Source organism: Glaciecola sp. MF2-115 (assembly GCF_047250385.1).
In the GTDB taxonomy this organism is placed as follows: Bacteria; Pseudomonadota; Gammaproteobacteria; order Enterobacterales; family Alteromonadaceae; genus Glaciecola.
In genome coordinates, this window is sequence record NZ_JBLBVM010000050.1 from 45,080 (window position 1) to 63,235 (window position 18,156).

Annotated in this window: 19 protein-coding genes; 13 read left to right on the top strand and 6 right to left on the bottom strand. The window is 43.0% G+C overall.

Going from position 1 to position 18,156, the window contains the following annotated elements; all coding sequences use genetic code 11:
- Nucleotides 1-187 precede the first annotated feature (187 nt).
- The 6 genes from ACKLNX_RS09000 to ACKLNX_RS09025 all read left to right on the top strand — a co-directional run bounded on the left by ACKLNX_RS09000 (nt 188) and on the right by ACKLNX_RS09025 (nt 6,777).
- Nucleotides 188-2,674: a M1 family metallopeptidase gene (locus tag ACKLNX_RS09000; protein WP_412972103.1), complete on the top strand. Its 2,487-nt coding sequence runs from the start codon at nt 188-190 to the stop codon at nt 2,672-2,674.
- Nucleotides 2,675-2,820: 146 nt separating this feature from the next.
- On the top strand, nt 2,821-3,327 hold the full coding sequence (locus ACKLNX_RS09005; protein WP_412972179.1) for a DUF6702 family protein: 507 nt from the start codon (nt 2,821-2,823) through the stop codon (nt 3,325-3,327).
- Nucleotides 3,328-3,391: 64 nt separating this feature from the next.
- Nucleotides 3,392-3,679, top strand: coding sequence for a hypothetical protein (locus tag ACKLNX_RS09010; protein WP_411695355.1), 288 nt, complete (start codon nt 3,392-3,394; stop codon nt 3,677-3,679).
- 2 nt (nt 3,680-3,681) lie between these two features.
- Entirely contained in the window at nt 3,682-5,019 is a 1,338-nt protein-coding gene (locus ACKLNX_RS09015) for an ABC1 kinase family protein (protein ID WP_412972104.1), read from the top strand.
- Nucleotides 5,020-5,068: 49 nt separating this feature from the next.
- The gene (locus ACKLNX_RS09020) at nt 5,069-6,304 is read left to right on the top strand and encodes a mechanosensitive ion channel family protein (RefSeq protein WP_412972105.1); all 1,236 of its coding nucleotides are present in this window, start codon (nt 5,069-5,071) and stop codon (nt 6,302-6,304) included.
- 2 nt (nt 6,305-6,306) lie between these two features.
- A complete protein-coding gene (locus ACKLNX_RS09025; protein ID WP_412972106.1) occupies nt 6,307-6,777 on the top strand; it encodes an EVE domain-containing protein in 471 nt (156 codons plus the stop codon).
- On the opposite strand, the gene ACKLNX_RS09030 is transcribed toward ACKLNX_RS09025, so the two are convergent.
- Complete coding sequence (locus ACKLNX_RS09030) at nt 6,774-7,085, bottom strand: DUF6482 family protein (RefSeq protein ID WP_411695359.1); 312 nt, start codon at nt 7,083-7,085, stop codon at nt 6,774-6,776. The two genes, ACKLNX_RS09025 and ACKLNX_RS09030, sit on opposite strands and share 4 nt — an antisense overlap.
- A gap of 223 nt (nt 7,086-7,308) precedes the next feature.
- Here ACKLNX_RS09030 and ACKLNX_RS09035 point away from each other — a divergent pair, with 223 nt between their 5' ends.
- Nucleotides 7,309-8,196, top strand: coding sequence for a DUF3014 domain-containing protein (locus ACKLNX_RS09035; RefSeq protein ID WP_412972107.1), 888 nt, complete (start codon nt 7,309-7,311; stop codon nt 8,194-8,196).
- 1 nt (nt 8,197) lies between these two features.
- On the top strand, nt 8,198-8,752 hold the full coding sequence (locus ACKLNX_RS09040) for a DUF1285 domain-containing protein (protein ID WP_412972108.1): 555 nt from the start codon (nt 8,198-8,200) through the stop codon (nt 8,750-8,752).
- A 490-nt stretch (nt 8,753-9,242) separates the two neighbouring features.
- Here ACKLNX_RS09040 and ACKLNX_RS09045 read toward each other — a convergent pair whose 3' ends face one another.
- Entirely contained in the window at nt 9,243-10,793 is a 1,551-nt protein-coding gene (locus ACKLNX_RS09045) for a methyl-accepting chemotaxis protein (protein ID WP_412972109.1), read from the bottom strand.
- Nucleotides 10,794-10,960: 167 nt separating this feature from the next.
- Between ACKLNX_RS09045 and ACKLNX_RS09050 the strand changes: the two genes are divergently transcribed.
- The 3 genes from ACKLNX_RS09050 to ACKLNX_RS09060 all read left to right on the top strand — a co-directional run bounded on the left by ACKLNX_RS09050 (nt 10,961) and on the right by ACKLNX_RS09060 (nt 13,783).
- The gene (locus ACKLNX_RS09050) at nt 10,961-12,271 is read left to right on the top strand and encodes an amidohydrolase family protein (RefSeq protein WP_412972110.1); all 1,311 of its coding nucleotides are present in this window, start codon (nt 10,961-10,963) and stop codon (nt 12,269-12,271) included.
- 113 nt (nt 12,272-12,384) lie between these two features.
- On the top strand, nt 12,385-12,927 hold the full coding sequence (locus tag ACKLNX_RS09055; protein WP_412972180.1) for a YqaA family protein: 543 nt from the start codon (nt 12,385-12,387) through the stop codon (nt 12,925-12,927).
- 97 nt (nt 12,928-13,024) lie between these two features.
- Entirely contained in the window at nt 13,025-13,783 is a 759-nt protein-coding gene (locus ACKLNX_RS09060) for a class I SAM-dependent methyltransferase (protein WP_412972111.1), read from the top strand.
- Nucleotides 13,784-13,827: 44 nt separating this feature from the next.
- Here ACKLNX_RS09060 and ACKLNX_RS09065 read toward each other — a convergent pair whose 3' ends face one another.
- The 4 genes from ACKLNX_RS09065 to rph all read right to left on the bottom strand — a co-directional run bounded on the left by ACKLNX_RS09065 (nt 13,828) and on the right by rph (nt 16,972).
- Nucleotides 13,828-14,886 (bottom strand): GGDEF domain-containing protein, encoded by a 1,059-nt coding sequence (locus tag ACKLNX_RS09065; protein WP_412972112.1) that lies wholly within the window; start codon nt 14,884-14,886, stop codon nt 13,828-13,830.
- A 116-nt stretch (nt 14,887-15,002) separates the two neighbouring features.
- Nucleotides 15,003-15,254, bottom strand: coding sequence for a sulfurtransferase TusA (gene tusA, locus ACKLNX_RS09070; protein ID WP_412972113.1), 252 nt, complete (start codon nt 15,252-15,254; stop codon nt 15,003-15,005).
- Between the two features lie 73 nt (nt 15,255-15,327).
- Nucleotides 15,328-15,984, bottom strand: coding sequence for an orotate phosphoribosyltransferase (gene pyrE, locus ACKLNX_RS09075; RefSeq protein WP_412972114.1), 657 nt, complete (start codon nt 15,982-15,984; stop codon nt 15,328-15,330).
- Nucleotides 15,985-16,258: 274 nt separating this feature from the next.
- On the bottom strand, nt 16,259-16,972 hold the full coding sequence (gene rph / locus ACKLNX_RS09080) for a ribonuclease PH (RefSeq protein ID WP_411695656.1): 714 nt from the start codon (nt 16,970-16,972) through the stop codon (nt 16,259-16,261).
- 243 nt (nt 16,973-17,215) lie between these two features.
- Here rph and ACKLNX_RS09085 point away from each other — a divergent pair, with 243 nt between their 5' ends.
- A complete protein-coding gene (locus tag ACKLNX_RS09085; RefSeq protein ID WP_412972115.1) occupies nt 17,216-17,512 on the top strand; it encodes a hypothetical protein in 297 nt (98 codons plus the stop codon).
- Nucleotides 17,513-17,535: 23 nt separating this feature from the next.
- Entirely contained in the window at nt 17,536-18,129 is a 594-nt protein-coding gene (locus tag ACKLNX_RS09090) for a hypothetical protein (protein WP_412972116.1), read from the top strand.
- The last annotated feature ends 27 nt before the right edge of the window (nt 18,130-18,156 follow it).

The window sequence follows — 18,156 nt, forward strand, 5'->3', positions numbered from 1 at the left end:
ATAGCACATTATATAAACAAATATTTGCTACGCCTTTTAATTGTTATTGAAGCCGTTACAATAGCCGAAAATAATTAGAATCGACAAGTGGTAGTACTTTTCAAATGCTCCGTAAGTAGGCACGTACGAAGTGAACGCGAACAAGTCACAAACCAACCAACAGCCAATCGGTAACAGGAAAATAAACATGTCATTTAAGAGAGCCTCGCTTGTTGCACTCGTGTGCGTTTCAAGCTTTCTTCCTATTTGTAGCAACGCAAGCTCTGCCATTCAGCAGACGAAAGGTAATTTTGAAGACAAGTTCCGTCAATTAGACGAAGCCTTACCTACGCCAAACGTATATCGAAATGCCGCTGGTGAACCTGGCCATATGTATTGGCAGCAAAAAGTCGATTATGTGATTGATGTGAAATTAGATGAAGCTAAACGTCGTTTGTCGGCTTCGCAAAGCATCGATTACCAAAATAATTCGCCTGATACTCTAAAGTATTTATGGATCCAGCTTGATCAAAATAAATTTAAAGATGATTCAATGGCCACCCTTACTAGCGCCTTTGGTGGCGTTGGCGGTCGTGGTCCTGCGTCACAAGGTGCAAACGGTGACTCACCGGCACGCCTAAGTCTTGGTGCGTTGCGCAGCCAACAGTTTGTTGAAGACACTGAGTTAGGTTTCGAATTAAACAAAGTCACTGACAACAGAGGGAACCCTCTTAATTACGTGGTTGTCGGTACGTTAATGAGAGTTGACCTAGCTTCACCGTTGAAACCTAATTCCAGCACAAAGTTAAAGATTGATTTTGCTTTCAATATTGTTGAAGAAAATGCCGTTTCAGCTCGTGGTGGTTATGAGCACTTTCCAGATGATGCCAGAGAAGGCGGCAATGATATCTTCCTGCTAGCTCAATGGTTTCCGCGTTTAGCTGCGTATACCGATTATGAAGCATGGACGAATAAAGAGTTTATGGGCCGCGGTGAATTTACCCTAGAGTTTGGTAATTACGACGTGAGCATTACCGTTCCAGCTGACCATATTGTTTCATCGACGGGTGAGTTAAGTAATCCGAAAGATGTACTTACAAAAACTCAACGCAAACGTTTAGAAGAAGCTGAAACAGCTAAACGCCCAGTATTTATCGTGACTGAAGAAGAAGCTTTAGAGAACGAGAAAGAAGGCACGAATAAATCAAAAACATGGCGCTTCAAAGCAGAGAAAGTGCGTGATTTCGCTTGGGCCAGCTCACGCAAATTCATGTGGGATGCCAAAGGATATAATCAAGGCGGAAAAGAACGCCCACTCGTCATGGCGATGTCTTTCTACCCGAAAGAAGGTGGCGATTTATGGAAGAAGTACAGTACTGAGTCTGTTATTCACACCATGGAAGTTTATAGTCGCTTCTCGTTTGATTACCCATATCCTGTTGCCCAGTCTGTAAACGGACCAGTAGGCGGTATGGAATATCCAATGATTACCTTCAATGGACCACGTACTGATTTACAAGATGACGGCGAGCGCACTTATTCATTAGCTGAAAAACGCTTCTTAATAGGCGTAGTTATCCATGAAGTGGGTCATATATATTTCCCAATGATCGTCAACTCCGACGAACGTCAGTGGACGTGGATGGATGAAGGTCTAAACAGTTTCCTTGATGGTGTAGCCGGTCGTGAATGGGATCCGACTATTCCTTGGGGTGTTGAACCACGCGACATTACTAGCTACATGAAGTCATCTACCCAAGTGCCTATTATGACTCAGTCGGACTCTATTCTTCAGTTCGGTCGAAACGCCTATGCGAAGCCTGCTGTTGCTTTGAACATCTTGCGAGAGACTATTCTGGGCAGAGACTTGTTTGATTTTGCATTGAAAGAATATGCGCAACGTTGGAAATACAAACGTCCTACGCCAGCAGACTTTTTCCGCACAATGGAAGAAGCTTCAGGTGTTGATTTAGATTGGTTTTGGCGCGGTTGGTTCTACTCAACCGATCATGTTGATATTTCACTAGATCACGTTTACAAACTGCGCTTGGATACAAAAGATCCAGATATTGATTTTGCCCGCCAACGTCAAGCCGAGCTAGATAAGCCATTGTCTCTTACCGACGAACGCAACAAGGCGGAAGGTATTGAGCTTTGGATTGATAAAAATAAAGACGTAAGCGATTTCTACGACGAAAACGATCAATTTACAGTTACTAACAAAGAACGAAACAAGTATCGCTCTTTCTTAAACAAACTTGAGCCGTGGGAAAGACGTGTGTTTGAGCGCGCCGTGAAAGAAGACAAAAACTACTATGTATTAGACTTCTCGAACAAAGGCGGCCTAGTTATGCCAATCATCCTTGAACTTGAGTTTGAAGATGGTTCGATAGACAACATGTATATTCCTGCAGAAATTTGGCGTCGTGCGCCACATTCGGTTTCGAAGCTTATCGTGACTGAGAAAGACAAGGTGCTCAAATCAGTCACTGTCGATCCTCGCTGGGAAACTGCTGACGTTGATGTTGAAAACAATCACTATCCACGCCGCATCATTCCAACGCGCATCGAAGCTTATAAGTCGAATAGCAGCAAAACAGGCGTTCGTCGCGACTTAATGCAAGATAGTAAAACTAAGCTAAAGACGGACGATGAGATTAAAAACGACAAGAAAGATAACGAAGACGAGAAGTAGCGCTTGATATGACAATTTATTTTCAATCAAGTAAAACGGCCGTAACGAAAGCAGAGCGAAGCCTTGAAGCTGCGGTCTCGTTTTCGTTCGCGCTTTCATTCATCGCTCGCTGCAAGGCATTATGCTTGTCTAGCGTCGTTTCACTTGTGTTCACCTGTGCCTTGGTGGCAAGCCTCGGTTTTTCTGCTGTGTTTGTGGGAAGCGCGTCTGCTCACCAACAAAAAACCGCAATTACCACAGTGCTGTACAACCCTCGCACGCAAAACCTTGAAGTCAGTCATCGCTTTGATTTGCACGACGCGGAACATGCGGTAAAACAAATCTTCGATACCAGTGCTGATATTATGAGTAGCGAAAAAACCCAGTCGGATTTCGCGAAGTATGTACTAGAGCGCTTTGCTCTATATAACTTAGATAAAACCGAGTTAGCACTGAGTTTTGTGGGTCTTGAGCTGGAAGGAAAACACTTTTGGGTATATCAAGAAACACCTGCTCCGAAGAACTTGAACGGTTTGTACATTCAACACAATGCGCTCAGAGATATATGGCATCAACAAACGAATACAATAAACGTGGAAGGCATGGGCGACATTCAAACCTTAACCTTCACCGATAACACTGAATTATTAAGTGTAGAGTTTACTCGTCATTAATGCTGTAATTAGATTTTGTACCAGCACAATAAATTCAGTGAAAATCTAAGAATAAGAGAAGCCTATGTCAGATCAAAAGTACAATCCTTTAGACGAGTTTAAGAACAAAAAGAATATCGTATGGGTCATCATGTCAGCTTCGATGTGCGTATTCATACTCTTTGTTTTGTTCAGTGGTGCAAGCATAGGTGAGAATGTTGGTGTGATTGATTCCGTTTATAGCGTCATGCTTTGGTGTGGCATATTCGGCGGTATCCTTGCGCGCTACATTGATAAGAATGGTTGGTTAGGTTTCGGTATTGGCAGTGTGTTCGGCATGCTGTGCTTTATCATTGCGCCAATGATCGCATAAACGTGTCAGAAAAACGAAGTGAACGAAAAGTTCCTTCCGGGCGACTTTCTCGTTTAGCCAAATTTGGCGGTTTAGCTAGCGCCGTCGCGGGTAATATCGTCAAAGGCGCTACGCAACAAATCCTCAGTGGGCAACGCCCCTCATTAAATCAATCACTCCTAAATACCGACAACGCACTATCTATTACCAAACGTTTGGCACACATGCGTGGCGCGGCCATGAAAGTTGGCCAATTGCTTTCCATGGATGCAGGAGAGCTATTACCAGCTGAATGGGAACCCATCCTTTCCCGTTTGCGTCAGCAAGCCGATCCCATGCCCAAAGCACAATTGCTAAAAACCCTCGAAAACTCATGGTCGAAGGATTGGCATGCACAATTCTCTTATTTTTCATTTGAACCCATTGCAGCAGCAAGCATAGGCCAAGTGCACCGAGCAACCTTGAAAGATGGGCGCGAATTAGCAGTTAAAGTACAATACCCTGGCGTTCGTGAAAGCATTGATAGCGATATCGATAACGTCATTGGCCTAGTCAAAATGACAGGTGCGTTACCGAAACATATCGATTTGAGCGGCATTCTAGCTGAAGCTAAGTTACAGCTGAAGAACGAGGCTAACTACTTACAAGAAGCCCAGTATATTAAAGCCTACGCCGCCAACATAGGGAATGACCCGCGCTTTGTCGTACCCTATGTTGTCGATGAACTGACCGATGAAAACGTGCTTGCCATGGAATACATTGAAGGCTCGCCAATTACCGACATTAACGCGATGAGTTCTGAAATTACCGATCTTGTTTGCACCCATCTTATGCACCTCACCTATGAAGAACTATTCACGCACAAATTGATGCAAAGCGATCCCAACTTTGCTAACTACCTTTACCAAAGCGACACAAAGAAGATAGTGCTTCTCGACTTTGGTGCATGCAGAGAAGTTAGCGAGCATACTTCTACGCATTACTTGGCAATGGCCGATGCAATGCAAAGACAAAATACAGAAGACATGCGCAAAGCGTTATTCGCTCTGGGTTTAATAGACGATAACATGAGTGACTCAGCAATCGATACTATCCTAAAGGCCTGTTTTGAAGCCAGCGATTGTCTGCAAAGTGATTCCCTACAAAGTGATAGTGGCTATAATTTGAAAGAACAACAGCTGATTAAACGAATTCAAAAAATCACCATGCCTTTGATGATCGATAAAACGGCGACCACGACACCTGTTTTCGATGTCGCCTTGGTAAATAGGAAAATTACAGGCATGATACTATTAGCAAATAAGTTAGGCGCCACCCTCGATTACAAGGGTGTATTAGCGCCCTATTTAGAGCGCCATTGAGTGCGCAATTTAGTGCCATATTCAACTCTTACAAATGCGGAAAATCAAGATGGATGAACTCGTTACACTCGGTTGGGCAATGATCCCCTATGTACTGACAATCATTGTTGTTGTCGCATTTTTATGGGGTTCGCATAAGGTACTGCTGGGTAACAAAAGCTTAAGCAATGAAGCAAAGTTACCCCGCAAAATTATCTTATTGGTGCTTTATATTATGGGTGTTATCGTGATTGCCAGCGCGCTTCCGGTAACTGAAAGCACACGAAATCAAGTCATCAGCTTAATTGGTCTTTTACTGTCGGGTGTCATCGCCTTTTCGTCTACCACTATTGTGGCAAATATTATGGCGGGTGTAGTTTTGCGCTTTACCCAGCCCTTTCGTACTGGTGACTTCATTCGCGTTGATGGCTTTTTTGGGCGCGTAACTGAGAAAGGCGTTTTTGATACCGAAATTCAAACTGAACAACGCGAGCTTATTTCATTTACTAATTCGTATTTAATGTCGCATCCACTGCAAGTTGTGCGCTCCTCAGGAACCATTATTTCGGCAAGCTTATCGCTAGGTTATGATATTCACCACTCGCGCATCGAGCCTTTGTTGATAAAGGCTGCGGAATTGAGTGAATTAGAAGGGCCTTTTGTGCAAATTACCGAACTAGGTGATCACGCTATTACTTATCGAATTTCAGGGCTACTCACGGAAGTGAAAAGTATGATTTCCTCACGCTCAAAATTGTATACCAACATTCTTGACTGTTTGCATGAAGAAAAAGTTGAAATTGTATCTCCGAAGTTTATGAACCAGCGAAAATTGCCTGACGGTGAGGCTGTTATTCCTAATAACGACACGACAGGGGCTCAAAACACATCAGTAACACCAAACGCAGAAGAAACGCTAGCCCAAGCGGGACTGAATAGCGAAGCAGGAATGGGTGGCGAAGCGGAAATAAGTATCGCAGCAGGACAGAACAACATAGCAGATCCAACAACAAATCCCGAATCTGCACTTTCTAAAGATACGGTAGCGGAAACAAAATCGACGAAACAGCCAAAAGCCAAAGAAAAAATACCAGCCGAAGCCACACCTGAAGATATGATTTTTGATAAAGCAGAAGAAGCCGTAGCCAAAGAGCAGAGCGAGATGGATTTACTGGAGAAGATTTCGCGACTTGAAACCGAATTGAAGGAAGCAGAAGGCGAATCAAAAGACCTAATCAAAAACAAGATAAACCGTCTGCTAGAGCGTATTAAAGCTTTACATGACAAAGAGAATAAGAGCGACTAAACATGAAACAATATTGGCTATTTAAAACCGAACCCGATGCTTTCAGTATTAGCGACTTAGCCAGCCGTCCAAACAAGCGAGAAGGCTGGGATGGCGTTCGCAACTACCAAGCTCGTAATTTTATGCGTGATGCCATGAAAGTGGGTGATCTGGCGTTTATTTATCACTCCAGCTGCAAAAATATTGGCATAGCTGGCTTGGCGAAGGTAAGTCAAATTGGTTTAACCGACCAGACGCAATTTGATCCTGAAAGCCATTATTTTGATCCAAAATCAACGCCAGAGAAGCCTCGCTGGCAAATGGTAGAGCTTGAGCATGTAGAGACATTTAACAAGATTCTACCCTTGGCTACTATCAAGAAAATGCCTAACATCGTAGAGCTTGGTTTGGTGAAGAAGGGTAGTCGCTTATCAATAATGCCAGTAGAAAAGCAAGAGTTTGAAATCTTGCTGAATGAGGCCAGAAACAATTAGTAAGGCTGGGCCATAGAAAATGGTATTTCAGGCGCTTTCCTTTCAACGATTGGGTTGCCTATCATTTCTTCGTAAACCGAATCTTGCGTCATTACGGCAACTTCCACCTCACAATGAGAAAACATGTCTTTGATCATTTGAGTACTGAAAAAACGCATTGGGCTATCGTTATGATCTGTCACAAACCCGGTTCTACCTTCTATCGTAATCTTAACTAGATAAACGCTCATTTCAAACGATTGCACTTCTAAACGTTTTATTTGTTGGGGTTTTGTTGCCAACATCGTCATCGGAAATTTTACAGTCATAATAAGTCACCTATACTTGATAATATAATATAAATACCCAGATCCAGTGAAAAGGTTCATTTCGAGCGCTGTGATTTAGAAAGCTTTGATTTCAAGCTCTATGATTTCATCCAATAGCATGAACCTTCTATATAAGTGCGTGTCATAATTGCTATGCTAGTTGAACAAAGGTTGTTAATTCTGAATTTCAGATCCATTTTACTAAAGGCAAGGAGAAGTAAGAATGTCAGATCAAGAAACACAGTCACCAAGTCAAATTGAACAAATGAAGCCTTATCTCATCGCTTCAGCCGTCTTAATTGTGATTTTAGTCGTGGCATTTTTGTGGCCGATCTCTGACGAAGAAGAAACTATAATTTCTGAGCCCGTTGCCATCACACCAGTTCAACCCATAGCAGTGGAAACACCGGCTATTGTTGAGCCTGAAGTAACTCCTACTGAAGAAGAGTTGTTTTCAGGCACACCTGAAATTCAAGCGCTTGAGATTGAGACAGGTGAGGACATTGAGCCGCTGCCTGAAATTGTTGAAGCTGAGCCTTTAGATGAAAGTGATGCCGCCGTGAAGAACGCCTTCGTTGAGTTAGCTACCTCTCCCCTTGTAGCGAAGTATCTAGTGGACGAAAGTTTATTACAGAAGTTTGTGATAAACGTAAATAGCATCGCCAATGAAGAAATGTCACCTAATCATAATTTACTTAGCCAACCTGAAAATGAATTTCGCGTTTACACACAAGCCGATAGTGAATGGATAGATGCGTCGAGCTATAAGCGCTACAACAGCTATGTCGATGCACTAGAGTCATTAAGCACCGAAGATTTGGTGAAATTGATGGACACCTATCGTCCAACTTTGGAATCGAAGTTCGCCGAGATTTCGCCACCGAATACGTCTTTCGATGATGCTCTTTTAAAAGCGATTGACGAACTGCTTGATACCCCAATTGTGCCAATGCCAATTGAAGTGTACTCGGATAGCGTGATGTACAAATTCAAAGATGAGCAGCTTGAAGCATTATCGGGCCCTCAAAAACAATTGATTCGCACAGGCCCTGAAAACACACGCAGAATTAAAGATGTTCTGCGAAAATTAAAAGACACGCTGCAGGACTAAAATGGACCTAGGTAAGCTAACTCAGCAATTATCCGATACTTCGCCCGCAAAGAAGATGCCTCCTGTTGATCAATGGGATCCTCCTTTTTGCGGCGACATGAATTTGGTAATTAAACGCAATGGTCAATGGTGGCACGAAGGCACACCGTTCACTCGCGCAAAGCTAGTTAGTTTACTGTCGAGCGTGCTCAAGAAAGAAGATGAAAAGTACTTTTTAGTTACTCCTGTCGAGAAGATTGGTATTCAAGTTGAGGACGTGCCGTTTATCGTCGTCGATTGGTACTTTGAGGAAGGCGCGCTTAAAGTCAAAACGCAGATTGGTGATGAAGTAGAAGTTGGCCCAGAACACCCCATCGAACTTAGGCAATTTCAAGCGGATGATGAGAGCGCCGAAACCTTAGTTCCTTACTGTTTAATTAGACGCAACCTATGGGCACGGTTGCACCAGAATGTGATGTATCAATGGACGGAAATAGCGGAGGAGTCAAAAACGTCTGACGGTTCTGAGTTGGTGATGAGAAGTAAGGATTATAGTTTTAGTTTGGGTTGTTTTTGATTTGATATAACCGTCTTCACTTCGATACCACCGTCATCCCTTCGAAAACACCGTCATCACTTCGAAAAAACCGTCATCCCTTCGAAAACACCGTCGTCACTTCGAAAACACCGTCATCCCCTCAAAAACACCGTCATCCCCTCGAAGGAGGGGACCTCCTACCAATTACGCCAATCTTAAAAAGAGCTCTTTTTGGGTTTTCTAGTGTTTTGGGGAGGTTCCTGCCTTCGCAGGAAAGACGGGGTGAAGTAGCCGTCATCCCTTCGATACCACCGTCATCCCCTCAAAAACACCGTCATCCCCTCGAAGGAGGGGACCTCCTACCAATTACGCCAATCTTAAAAAGTGCTCTCTTTGGGTTTTCTAGTGCTTTGGGGAGGTTCCTGCCTTCGCAGGAATGACGGGGTGAAGTAGCCGTCATCCCTTCGATACCACCGTCATCCCTTCGAAGGAAGGGATCTCCTACCAATTACAGCAATCTTAAAAACAACTATTTCTTCCCAAACGCATTAGCCATTCCAACCATACGCTGAATGTTGTCAGTCAATGCTCTGGCATTGTCTTCCATTTCCACGGCAAGTGAAGCGTTATCATCTGCAACCACTTGGATGGCTGAAATGTTATTTTCGATGTCGTGACACATCCCGTCTTGCACTTCGGTTTCTCTTACGATGCCTCGCAAATGGTCAGAGATAGTTTCGATCATCGTGTAGATGTCTTGGATTGCCTCAGCAGATTGATTCGCTTGCTCAGCACTTCTCTCCGCATTGTCTCGGCTTTCATGCATTTTACCAACCCAACCTTGAAGTGTGTTTCTCATCTCAGCAAGGCTGCCCATCGTATTTGCGGCTGATTCTTGGGTGCGGGTTGATAAAGCTCTCACTTCGTCGGCTACAACAGAAAAGCCTCGACCTGTTTCACCAGCTCGCGCAGCTTCTATGGCCGCATTCAAAGCCAACAAATTTGTTTGGTCTGCAATAGAGTCAATTTCACCCACGGTTTCCGATACTTTGTCGGACGCTTGCATTAATTCATCCGCCGTTTCAGATGCTTGCTCAACAATGCCAGCCAAACCGCTCACACTATCACGACCGCGAACAATCAACTCTTTAGCGCCCGAACATTTTTCATTAGCAAGCTGCACTCTTTGGTTAGTATCTTCAGTGCTAGTCATAACCGTTTGACTACCTTCTGACATAAGCTTTATCGCCGCCGAGATTTGCTGCATTTCAACTTTTTGTTGGTGTATGCCCTGGGTAGTTCGTTCAACCATTGCTAAGGTATTCTGCGCAATCTTGTTTAGCTCCTGTGTCGCGTCTAGCGTGCGCCCCAGTATGGTTCGGCGCATAGCTTTATGCAGGCCTAGATGAAATTTAACCACGCCAGACACACCTCGGCCGGCTAGCACGTACCTGCTCACACTATCGTATTCGAGCTTGAGTTCTTGCGCCATTTTAGGAATGTCGATTAACTCTGTCTTGAAGGTAATTAAACCAATCACGCTAAGTGCGATAATTGAAAGGCCTGCAAACCACCCTGACGTGAAGGTAGTAAGAATGGCCGCCAAGGCAACAACAACGGCAAAGAACATAGCTTTTTGGGCGTAATTCAGTTCTGCTTGTTTTAGTTTGCGACCTTCATTGACGAGTTTATAAAACGCGGTGGCTCTCTCCACCTGTTCGGCTTTTGGCTTTACCCTAACTGATTGATAGCCCGTAAGTTTTTTACCTTCGTAAATTGGCGTTATGAACGCGTCCACCCAATAGTAGCGCCCATCTTTACACAGGTTCTTGACGATGCCATGCCACGACTCTCCTTTCTCTAAGTGAGTCCATAGGTCTTTGTAGGCCGCTTTTGGCATATCAGGATGGCGCACAATGTTGTGGTTCTTACCTAGCAGTTCATCTGCTTCGTAACCGGCGACTTGGCAGAATGCTGAATTCGCATAGGTGATAATGCCGCGAGTATCCGTTGTGGAGACTAGCTCAACTGAATCTGAAAATTTTACTTCTTCATTAACGACCGTCTGATTTCGACGCATATATTTAACCTTGTTATGACATGCTTTTTTAAATGCAACTCACTCTATCGAATACAAGCTTTACGTCCTTTTTGAGCTTATGTTTCATAATCCTTTGATTTGCTCAAATTTTTACCCTAATGTATAGGATACGATAACGCAAACACTCTAGGATGAAAATTAGTAGAATGCTTAAAGACATATTCAAACGCTCTCACATTGCAAAAGCAGTGCTTATCTCTGCGGCTTTTATAGTTGCCTCGAATGCGCAAGCAGCGACTCATATTTTTGCTAGTAAGCTCATCACATCTGAAGATTCTAAAATGCAGAGTGATAAAACTGTTATCGTCGAAAACAATAAGATCATTAGTATAGTTGATGGTAAAAATCAAGGTGGCGAAGGCGATACATTTATCGACTTAAGCGGTAGCACACTGATGCCAGGTTTGATGGATATGCATGTTCACTTGTCCTATCAAAATGAAGGGCCAAGCTCCTATCTTAAAAGATTTACCGCCAACGAAGCGGACTACGCAATTTCAGCCGTAGATTACGCACAAAAAACCTTAATGGCTGGCTTCACGACCGTTCGTAATTTGGGTGATGTAACCAACGAAACCGTTGCCTTAAGAAAATCAATTAGCCAAGGCGTGAGTGTTGGGCCTCGCATTTATTCAGCAGGCAAGTCGATAGCAACGACTGGCGGTCATGCTGATCCAACCAATGGCAGAAGCAGCGATTTTATGGGTAATCCTGGTCCACTCGAAGGTGTTGTTAACGGTGTTGCCGAAGCGAGAAAAGCGGTGCGTCAGCGTTATAAAGAAGGGGCTGATTTAATCAAGATTACTGCGACCGGCGGCGTTCTAAGTGTTGCAAAAAGTGGTCAAAACCCTCAATTCATGACCGATGAATTAGAAGCAATAGTGCAAACGGCAAAAGACTACGGCATGACCGTTGCTGTTCACGCACATGGTAAAGAAGGGATGAAACGCGCGATCCTAGCGGGTGTCGACTCAATTGAGCATGGCACGTACATGGATAAAGAGATCATCCGATTGATGCGAAAGCATGATGTATACTACGTACCTACAATCCTAGCGGGCAACTTTGTGGCAGAGAAAGCCAAGATAGATGGTTACTTCCCTGATATCGTTCGCCCGAAAGCAGCAGCGATTGGTCCTTTGATTCAAAAAACATTCGCTAGAGCACATGAAAATGGCGTCTTAATTGCGTTTGGTACCGACTCAGGCGTATCAGCTCATGGCGATAACGCACAAGAATTCGCACTTATGGTTGAAGCTGGTATGTCGGAAATGGATGCAATCATGTCTGCCACAATCAACGCTGCTAAGCTACTTAAAATAGACAAAGAGCTAGGGACTATTACGCAAGGTAAACTTGCTGATTTAGTTGCGGTAAAAGGCAATCCCCTTGAAGACATTACCTTGATGGAAAAAATCGACTTTGTGATGAAAGACGGGAAGGTTGTTAAACAATAGTCCACGATACGATGCCAGGTTGTCGGTTCATCAAAAGTAAATGAGTCGACTTCCTTAACCTCTCCTCACTTTTTAGCTGGAATGCTGTGTCTATAAAGAAAAAAATCAAACGCATGATCAACTCTAAACATATGCTACCCGCTATCACCTTAGCGTCATTTTTAGAGTCGACCGTCGTGCCCATACCTATCGAAGCGCTATTAGTGCCTCTGATGCAAAAGCGACGTGACCAACTCTGGCTAATTGCTTTAATGACCACCGTTGGCTGTTTGCTTGGTGCAATGTTAGGGTATTTAATCGGGTACTTTCTATTCGACATAATGCGTGATTTGATAATGAGCTATATGACGACCGAAAAACAGTTCGCCGCTTTTCAAGAACGGATGGCAAGTGACGGATTTTGGTTTATATTTAGTACTGGTGTAACGCCTATTCCCTTGCAATTAGCGACGCTAACAGCCGGCGTGACAGCTTACTCGATACCGCTGTTTATATTGGCTACCGCAATGGGACGTGTCATTCGCTATTTCGGGTTAGCCATATTGGTTTATTACTTTGGTGATAAAACCGAAGAGCTTGTAAGAAAGTATAAGTGGAGTGCTAGCGCGTTAGCACTATGTATCGTTGCCTTGATCTGGTGGTTAACGCTGAATTAATCTTGAGTGTCATTATCGATGAGCTTGTTAGGAAACTATCAATCGACAATGACTTTTTATAACTATAAAAATGAATGAAAACGACAAAGGAAATATTATGAAAAAGTTAGTTTCACTAAGCATCGCTTGCGCCTTATTGAGTGCATCAGCATTGTCATCTGCTGCGCCTATTGGTGACAAGATTAAAACAGCAATGGCGTCAGATATTCGCACTCAAGCGGAAGTTGAACGTGACGGAAATCGTAAACCGATAAGAACGTTAGAGTTTTTCGGCCTTGAAGATAATATGAGTGTGCTAGAGCTTCTCCCAGGTGGCGGTTGGTATTCAAAATTATTGATCCCCGCTTTGAATGAAAATGGTGAATATTTTGGAGCCATTGGTACCTCTAGAATCAAACAAAGCTTAATGGAGCTACCTGGTTTCGAAAAAATGAAGATCGTTGCAGAAGATGCTGACGTTTATCGCGAAGAAGGTTCGCGATTCTACTCATTGAAAACTGATTCATTAGGCGTAAAAGACGTCGACATGGTACTTACTTTCCGTAACTACCATAACTTTAGCGAGCAAGGCCGTAAAAAGATGAATGAGCTAGCCTTTGAAGCATTGAGACCGGGTGGTATATATGGTGTAGTCGATCACACAAGACGTCACATGGAGCCTGATGGCAGCAGCAATGGTCGTCGTATTGATCCTGTTCTAGCGATCAAAGAAATTCAAGAAGCGGGTTTTGTATTAGTCGACTTCAGTAACCTACATTACAAAGAAGATGACGAATTAGAATACGAAGTGGGTGCACGTTCAGTTTCGGGCAACACAGATCGTTGGACAATTAAGTTCATGAAACCAAAAAGCTAAAATTAGTTTGAAATAAATGAGGCGCAGCAATGCGCCTTTTTTCGTTAAGCAGCACTAATCACTCTGTCTCGACCGCCTACCTTAGCTTGATACAAAGCTTTGTCTGCTCGACCGAATAAAGCCTCCACGGAATCAGAAGCTTGGCACTGAGTAACACCGATACTAATGGTAATGTTATTGCCTTCTATCGATTGCTCACTAATGAAAAGTCTGAGGCGATCAGCCAGCTCCATTGCATTATCCAAGGGTGTATAGGGCAATACGGCAACAAATTCCTCGCCTCCCCACCTAGCAAGAAGATCGCCCTCTCGCATTTTAGACTGTAGTTTAGCGGCTATTTGCTTAAGTACGTTATCGCCAACTAAGTGCCCTTCTACATCATTTATGCGTTTGAAGTGATCAATATCGATGATCAGCAATGTTAAAGGTTTATCTTGCGGAATTAAGGTTCCGATCATATCACTTAGGCTTTGATCTAGCTTTTCACGGTTATACAATCCGGTCAGCTTATCGGTTTCTGCTAGTATTTGAATTTTTTGATTTTTCGAACGGAGATCACGATAGGCCTCTGAACGCGCCCCTTCATAAAATCGAAATATCAAAATATGCACAACCATGACCTCAATCATATTCAACACCGAGCCAAATGAATACGGCTGTGAAACTTGACTGTCATACAAGGAAAACGAAACATAAGTACAGAACAACAACACTACGACAGTAAAAATAGTTCCCCAATTCTTGCCCAATAAAAAGAAAGCAATGGGTGGTATTAAAGTGGCCCAAAGAATAGAGTTGTTAACGCCATTCACGGAGTAGATAAAGATTACAACTAGAATGCTCAACATTAGCGTAGCCAGCCACGCTGCAGGTACTAACAGCCCAGTTTTACGAAACCATGCATGAATGGAAAATGAGATACAAGCGCCTACAAAATCTAGCGCAGTAAGCTTGAGGTTTTGAAATGCGAATAAGTTAATAGCACCAAGCACTAAAAACAAAATAGTGACGAGTAGCATGATGTTGGAGATAAGCCGAACGCGCCAAAAGTCGATATGATTTCGAGGATACTGAGGAAGAGTTTTGTACCAATAAGCTAACATCTAGATAGACTACCTTATTCCTTGAAGCCCATTTAATTTTGGGTCTTCTTTAATGTAGATTAAAGGAAACAAAATAGTAAAGCAACGTGCTTTTGAAACGATGTTAGCGCCTAAAATTACTCAGCAATTCCTTTTTGTACCAAGTATTTATAAGGCACGTTTTCAGTCTCACTGGCAAGTAAGGTATGTTTCATGAAGCGACAAAAACTAGGAACGTCACGAGTTGTTGAATGATCATCCGCACAAATTGAAAGCGTTTCGCCATCTTGCATTTTTCTAATTTGTAAGCGGATCATCATCACCGGCTCTGGGCATCGAAGTCCCATTGCGTCGAGTTGGTGATCGGCTTGTGCAAATAAATCAGTCATATTTCGTTTTAATAAAGTGCTAGTTAAGTGTTAACTTGGCGTTAGTGGCTTTGGTCAATTAACTAAAGCAGCACTAAATACCGTATGTTTCGCGGTATTGGTTAATACTCTTAACCGCTTCATTGTTCGTACCTAGCGATGATAAATAGGCAACCACATCGGCCAACGTCACGATTGAAATAACCTGAGTATTGAAATCGCGCTCGACTTCTTGAATAGCAGATAATTCGCCTTGTCCACGCTCTTGACGATCAAGTGCAATGAGCACACCCGCCAAACTCGCTTTGTGTTGTTCAATTAAGAGCATCGATTCACGAATAGCCGTGCCCGCGGTAATCACGTCGTCCACCAGCATAATTTTGCCTTCAAGAGGGCTGCCAACTAAATTGCCGCCTTCACCGTGAGTTTTGGCCTCTTTACGGTTAAAGCAATACGGCACATCCAGATCGTAGTCATTCGACAAGGCAACAGCAGTTGTTGTGGCAATTGGGATGCCCTTGTATGCAGGACCGAACAAAACATCAAAGTCGACATTCGCCGCTTGCAAAGCTGCCGCGTAATAACGACCTAACTTCGCCAAATCGCCACCGGTATTAAACAAGCCAGCGTTGAAAAAGTAAGGGCTGACTCGACCCGATTTAAGCGTGAACTCTCCAAAACGCAATACATTGCGCTCAATCGCAAATTCAATAAATTCTTTTTTGTAGTCTTGAAGCTGAGTATTTTGCATTGTGTGCGCCTTGATCAGATGCTTGTTGAGCTGGTTTTCTTGTTCAACAAGCTAAGTATTTATATTTCAAATTTTGGATAAATGAAAGGCCTCATATGAGACCTTTCATTTACTTTGTTGCTATTTGCTAACTGGCTTTGCAATTTCGAGCTTTCTAGTTTTTTAGCTTTCTACTTTCTAGCTTACTAGCTTACTAGCTTACTAGCTCTTTACTTTCTAGCCGTTCATTTTTAGCTTGTTTAATCAGTAAGTAAACAAGCTAAAACACAAACCGTTAAGCTAAAGCGCTTTTTTGCTCTGCAAATAATTCCATGATGCCGTCTTTTGCTAAGCTCAGCATTTCATTCATTTCTTCGAAGCTAAATGGTTCAGCTTCAGCAGTACCTTGTACTTCAATTAGCTTACCCGTTTCAGTCATGACAACGTTCATGTCTGTTTCAGCCACTGCATCTTCAAGATACTCAAGGTCGGCAATTGGGTTGCCTTTGTAAACGCCAACAGAAACGGCAGCAATCATGTGCTTCATTGGGTTCGCTTTGAGTATACCTTTAGCGCGCATCCAAGTAAGTGCGTCAACTAAGGCAACACAAGCACCGGTAATTGAAGCAGTACGCGTACCGCCATCGGCTTGAATCACATCACAATCAACTGTAATGGTGTTTTCGCCAAGTAATTTTAAATCAACGGCTGCACGTAAAGAACGCGCAATTAAACGTTGAATTTCTAGCGTGCGGCCACCTTGTTTGCCGCGTGCTGCTTCACGATCTGAACGCGTGTGCGTAGCTCGTGGCAACATGCTGTATTCAGCTGTCACCCAACCTTTACCTTGGCCTTTCATAAAACGAGGCACACCCTCAACAACCGTGGCATTACAAAGCACTTTGGTGTTACCAAACTCAATCAATACAGACCCTTCTGCATGACAAGTAAAGTTACGGGTAATAGTTACGGGACGGATTTGACTAGCTGTTCTGCCGCTTGGACGCATGTTTAACTCCTTAAAATTCAGGGCCGAATTATAGCGTAGTTATGTTGTAAGCGGGAGGTGTAAAGTTAGCTATTCGGAAAAAAGTTGGTGTGAGACACCTTGCTAAGCAAAAACGAAGAACGCTTTTCTTATTCAAACTGGCTTGAAGGGTCATATTTGTAGCTTGTTCCATCAAATATAATTCACCAAACTTTGAATACAAGTTCACAACGTACGACAAATTACGTACAATAAGGGCGCTAAATGGGCTTTAGAAAAGCGAAACGCCAAGTCTTAGAATGCTTGTCGTCTGGAAAAATTCTGCATGAAGTAAGGCAACATATTGATTTAAAGAACTTATTTTCCACGGGGCAGATCAGTATAGACGAAGTCAGTTTAATTATTGCTAGGGCTAAGGGCACAGAGTACCAACAAGCGAAACACCATACTGTAAAGTCTGTAAACGTCCATATTTTGAAGACTAGATATTGCGGGCAACGTTGGTACATAAAATGGTATTACATTGAACCAAATTCAGTATTTATTAGTGTACATCATTAATGATAAATACTAAGGACTTCATAATGAAAATATACAAAGTAGGTGATGTTGTGAAAGCGGTTTGCCATACATGTAAATCTGTTCAGGATGCTGTTTTTAGGCTCTCTGATGTGCCGCTCAGTGATAACAGTTGTACTGTCAAAAATGTACTTGTAGGTTGTTGTAGAAGCTGCAACGAAATGATTATTATGCCGCAACAATCAGCACCATTGATCAACAAGAAAATAACAGCTCAAAAGAAATCACTGGAGACAAGAGTGCCAGCACACATGGTGGATATTCTAAAAGCGGCAAGCCAAGAACTGGGAGCTAGCCCAGAGTTTACGACTCCTTTAATCAAATATTATTTACACATTTTGTCAGAGCAAGAGCAGCCTTTGGATGATTTGCTTGAATATTTGGAGAGTGACTTAGCCCAAGGAACGTCGCAAAAGCGCATTTCAGTGAAAGGTAGATTTGTTGCAGAAGAAGTTAGTCGCATTAAATTGAAAGCAAACATTCAAAGCACCACTGACATCATGAAAGCAGTCGTTTTAAGAATAAATAACGACGTGCTGGTAAAGCCAACAGCTAAAACCCTTAGTGAACTTCGCAGTGTTGCAGCAGCCTTTTCTTGATTTTATCCGTATAACTAAAATTCAGTT

Excerpts from the sequence above, each read along its gene's own strand:
- ACKLNX_RS09025 (WP_412972106.1), top strand. The coding sequence starts at position 6,307 with ATGAAACAATATTGGCTATTTAAAACCGAACCCGATGCTTTCAGTATT.
- pyrE (WP_412972114.1), bottom strand. The coding sequence starts at position 15,984 with ATGCAAAATACTCAGCTTCAAGACTACAAAAAAGAATTTATTGAATTT.
- ACKLNX_RS09085 (WP_412972115.1), top strand. The coding sequence starts at position 17,216 with ATGGGCTTTAGAAAAGCGAAACGCCAAGTCTTAGAATGCTTGTCGTCT.
- ACKLNX_RS09035 (WP_412972107.1), top strand. The coding sequence starts at position 7,309 with ATGTCAGATCAAGAAACACAGTCACCAAGTCAAATTGAACAAATGAAG.
- ACKLNX_RS09010 (WP_411695355.1), top strand. The coding sequence starts at position 3,392 with ATGTCAGATCAAAAGTACAATCCTTTAGACGAGTTTAAGAACAAAAAG.
- ACKLNX_RS09020 (WP_412972105.1), top strand. The coding sequence starts at position 5,069 with ATGGATGAACTCGTTACACTCGGTTGGGCAATGATCCCCTATGTACTG.
- ACKLNX_RS09060 (WP_412972111.1), top strand. The coding sequence starts at position 13,025 with ATGAAAAAGTTAGTTTCACTAAGCATCGCTTGCGCCTTATTGAGTGCA.
- ACKLNX_RS09040 (WP_412972108.1), top strand. The coding sequence starts at position 8,198 with ATGGACCTAGGTAAGCTAACTCAGCAATTATCCGATACTTCGCCCGCA.
- ACKLNX_RS09045 (WP_412972109.1), bottom strand. The coding sequence starts at position 10,793 with ATGCGTCGAAATCAGACGGTCGTTAATGAAGAAGTAAAATTTTCAGAT.
- ACKLNX_RS09000 (WP_412972103.1), top strand. The coding sequence starts at position 188 with ATGTCATTTAAGAGAGCCTCGCTTGTTGCACTCGTGTGCGTTTCAAGC.
- ACKLNX_RS09065 (WP_412972112.1), bottom strand. The coding sequence starts at position 14,886 with ATGTTAGCTTATTGGTACAAAACTCTTCCTCAGTATCCTCGAAATCAT.
- ACKLNX_RS09090 (WP_412972116.1), top strand. The coding sequence starts at position 17,536 with ATGAAAATATACAAAGTAGGTGATGTTGTGAAAGCGGTTTGCCATACA.
- ACKLNX_RS09050 (WP_412972110.1), top strand. The coding sequence starts at position 10,961 with ATGCTTAAAGACATATTCAAACGCTCTCACATTGCAAAAGCAGTGCTT.
- ACKLNX_RS09055 (WP_412972180.1), top strand. The coding sequence starts at position 12,385 with ATGATCAACTCTAAACATATGCTACCCGCTATCACCTTAGCGTCATTT.
- ACKLNX_RS09030 (WP_411695359.1), bottom strand. The coding sequence starts at position 7,085 with ATGACTGTAAAATTTCCGATGACGATGTTGGCAACAAAACCCCAACAA.
- tusA (WP_412972113.1), bottom strand. The coding sequence starts at position 15,254 with ATGACTGATTTATTTGCACAAGCCGATCACCAACTCGACGCAATGGGA.
- rph (WP_411695656.1), bottom strand. The coding sequence starts at position 16,972 with ATGCGTCCAAGCGGCAGAACAGCTAGTCAAATCCGTCCCGTAACTATT.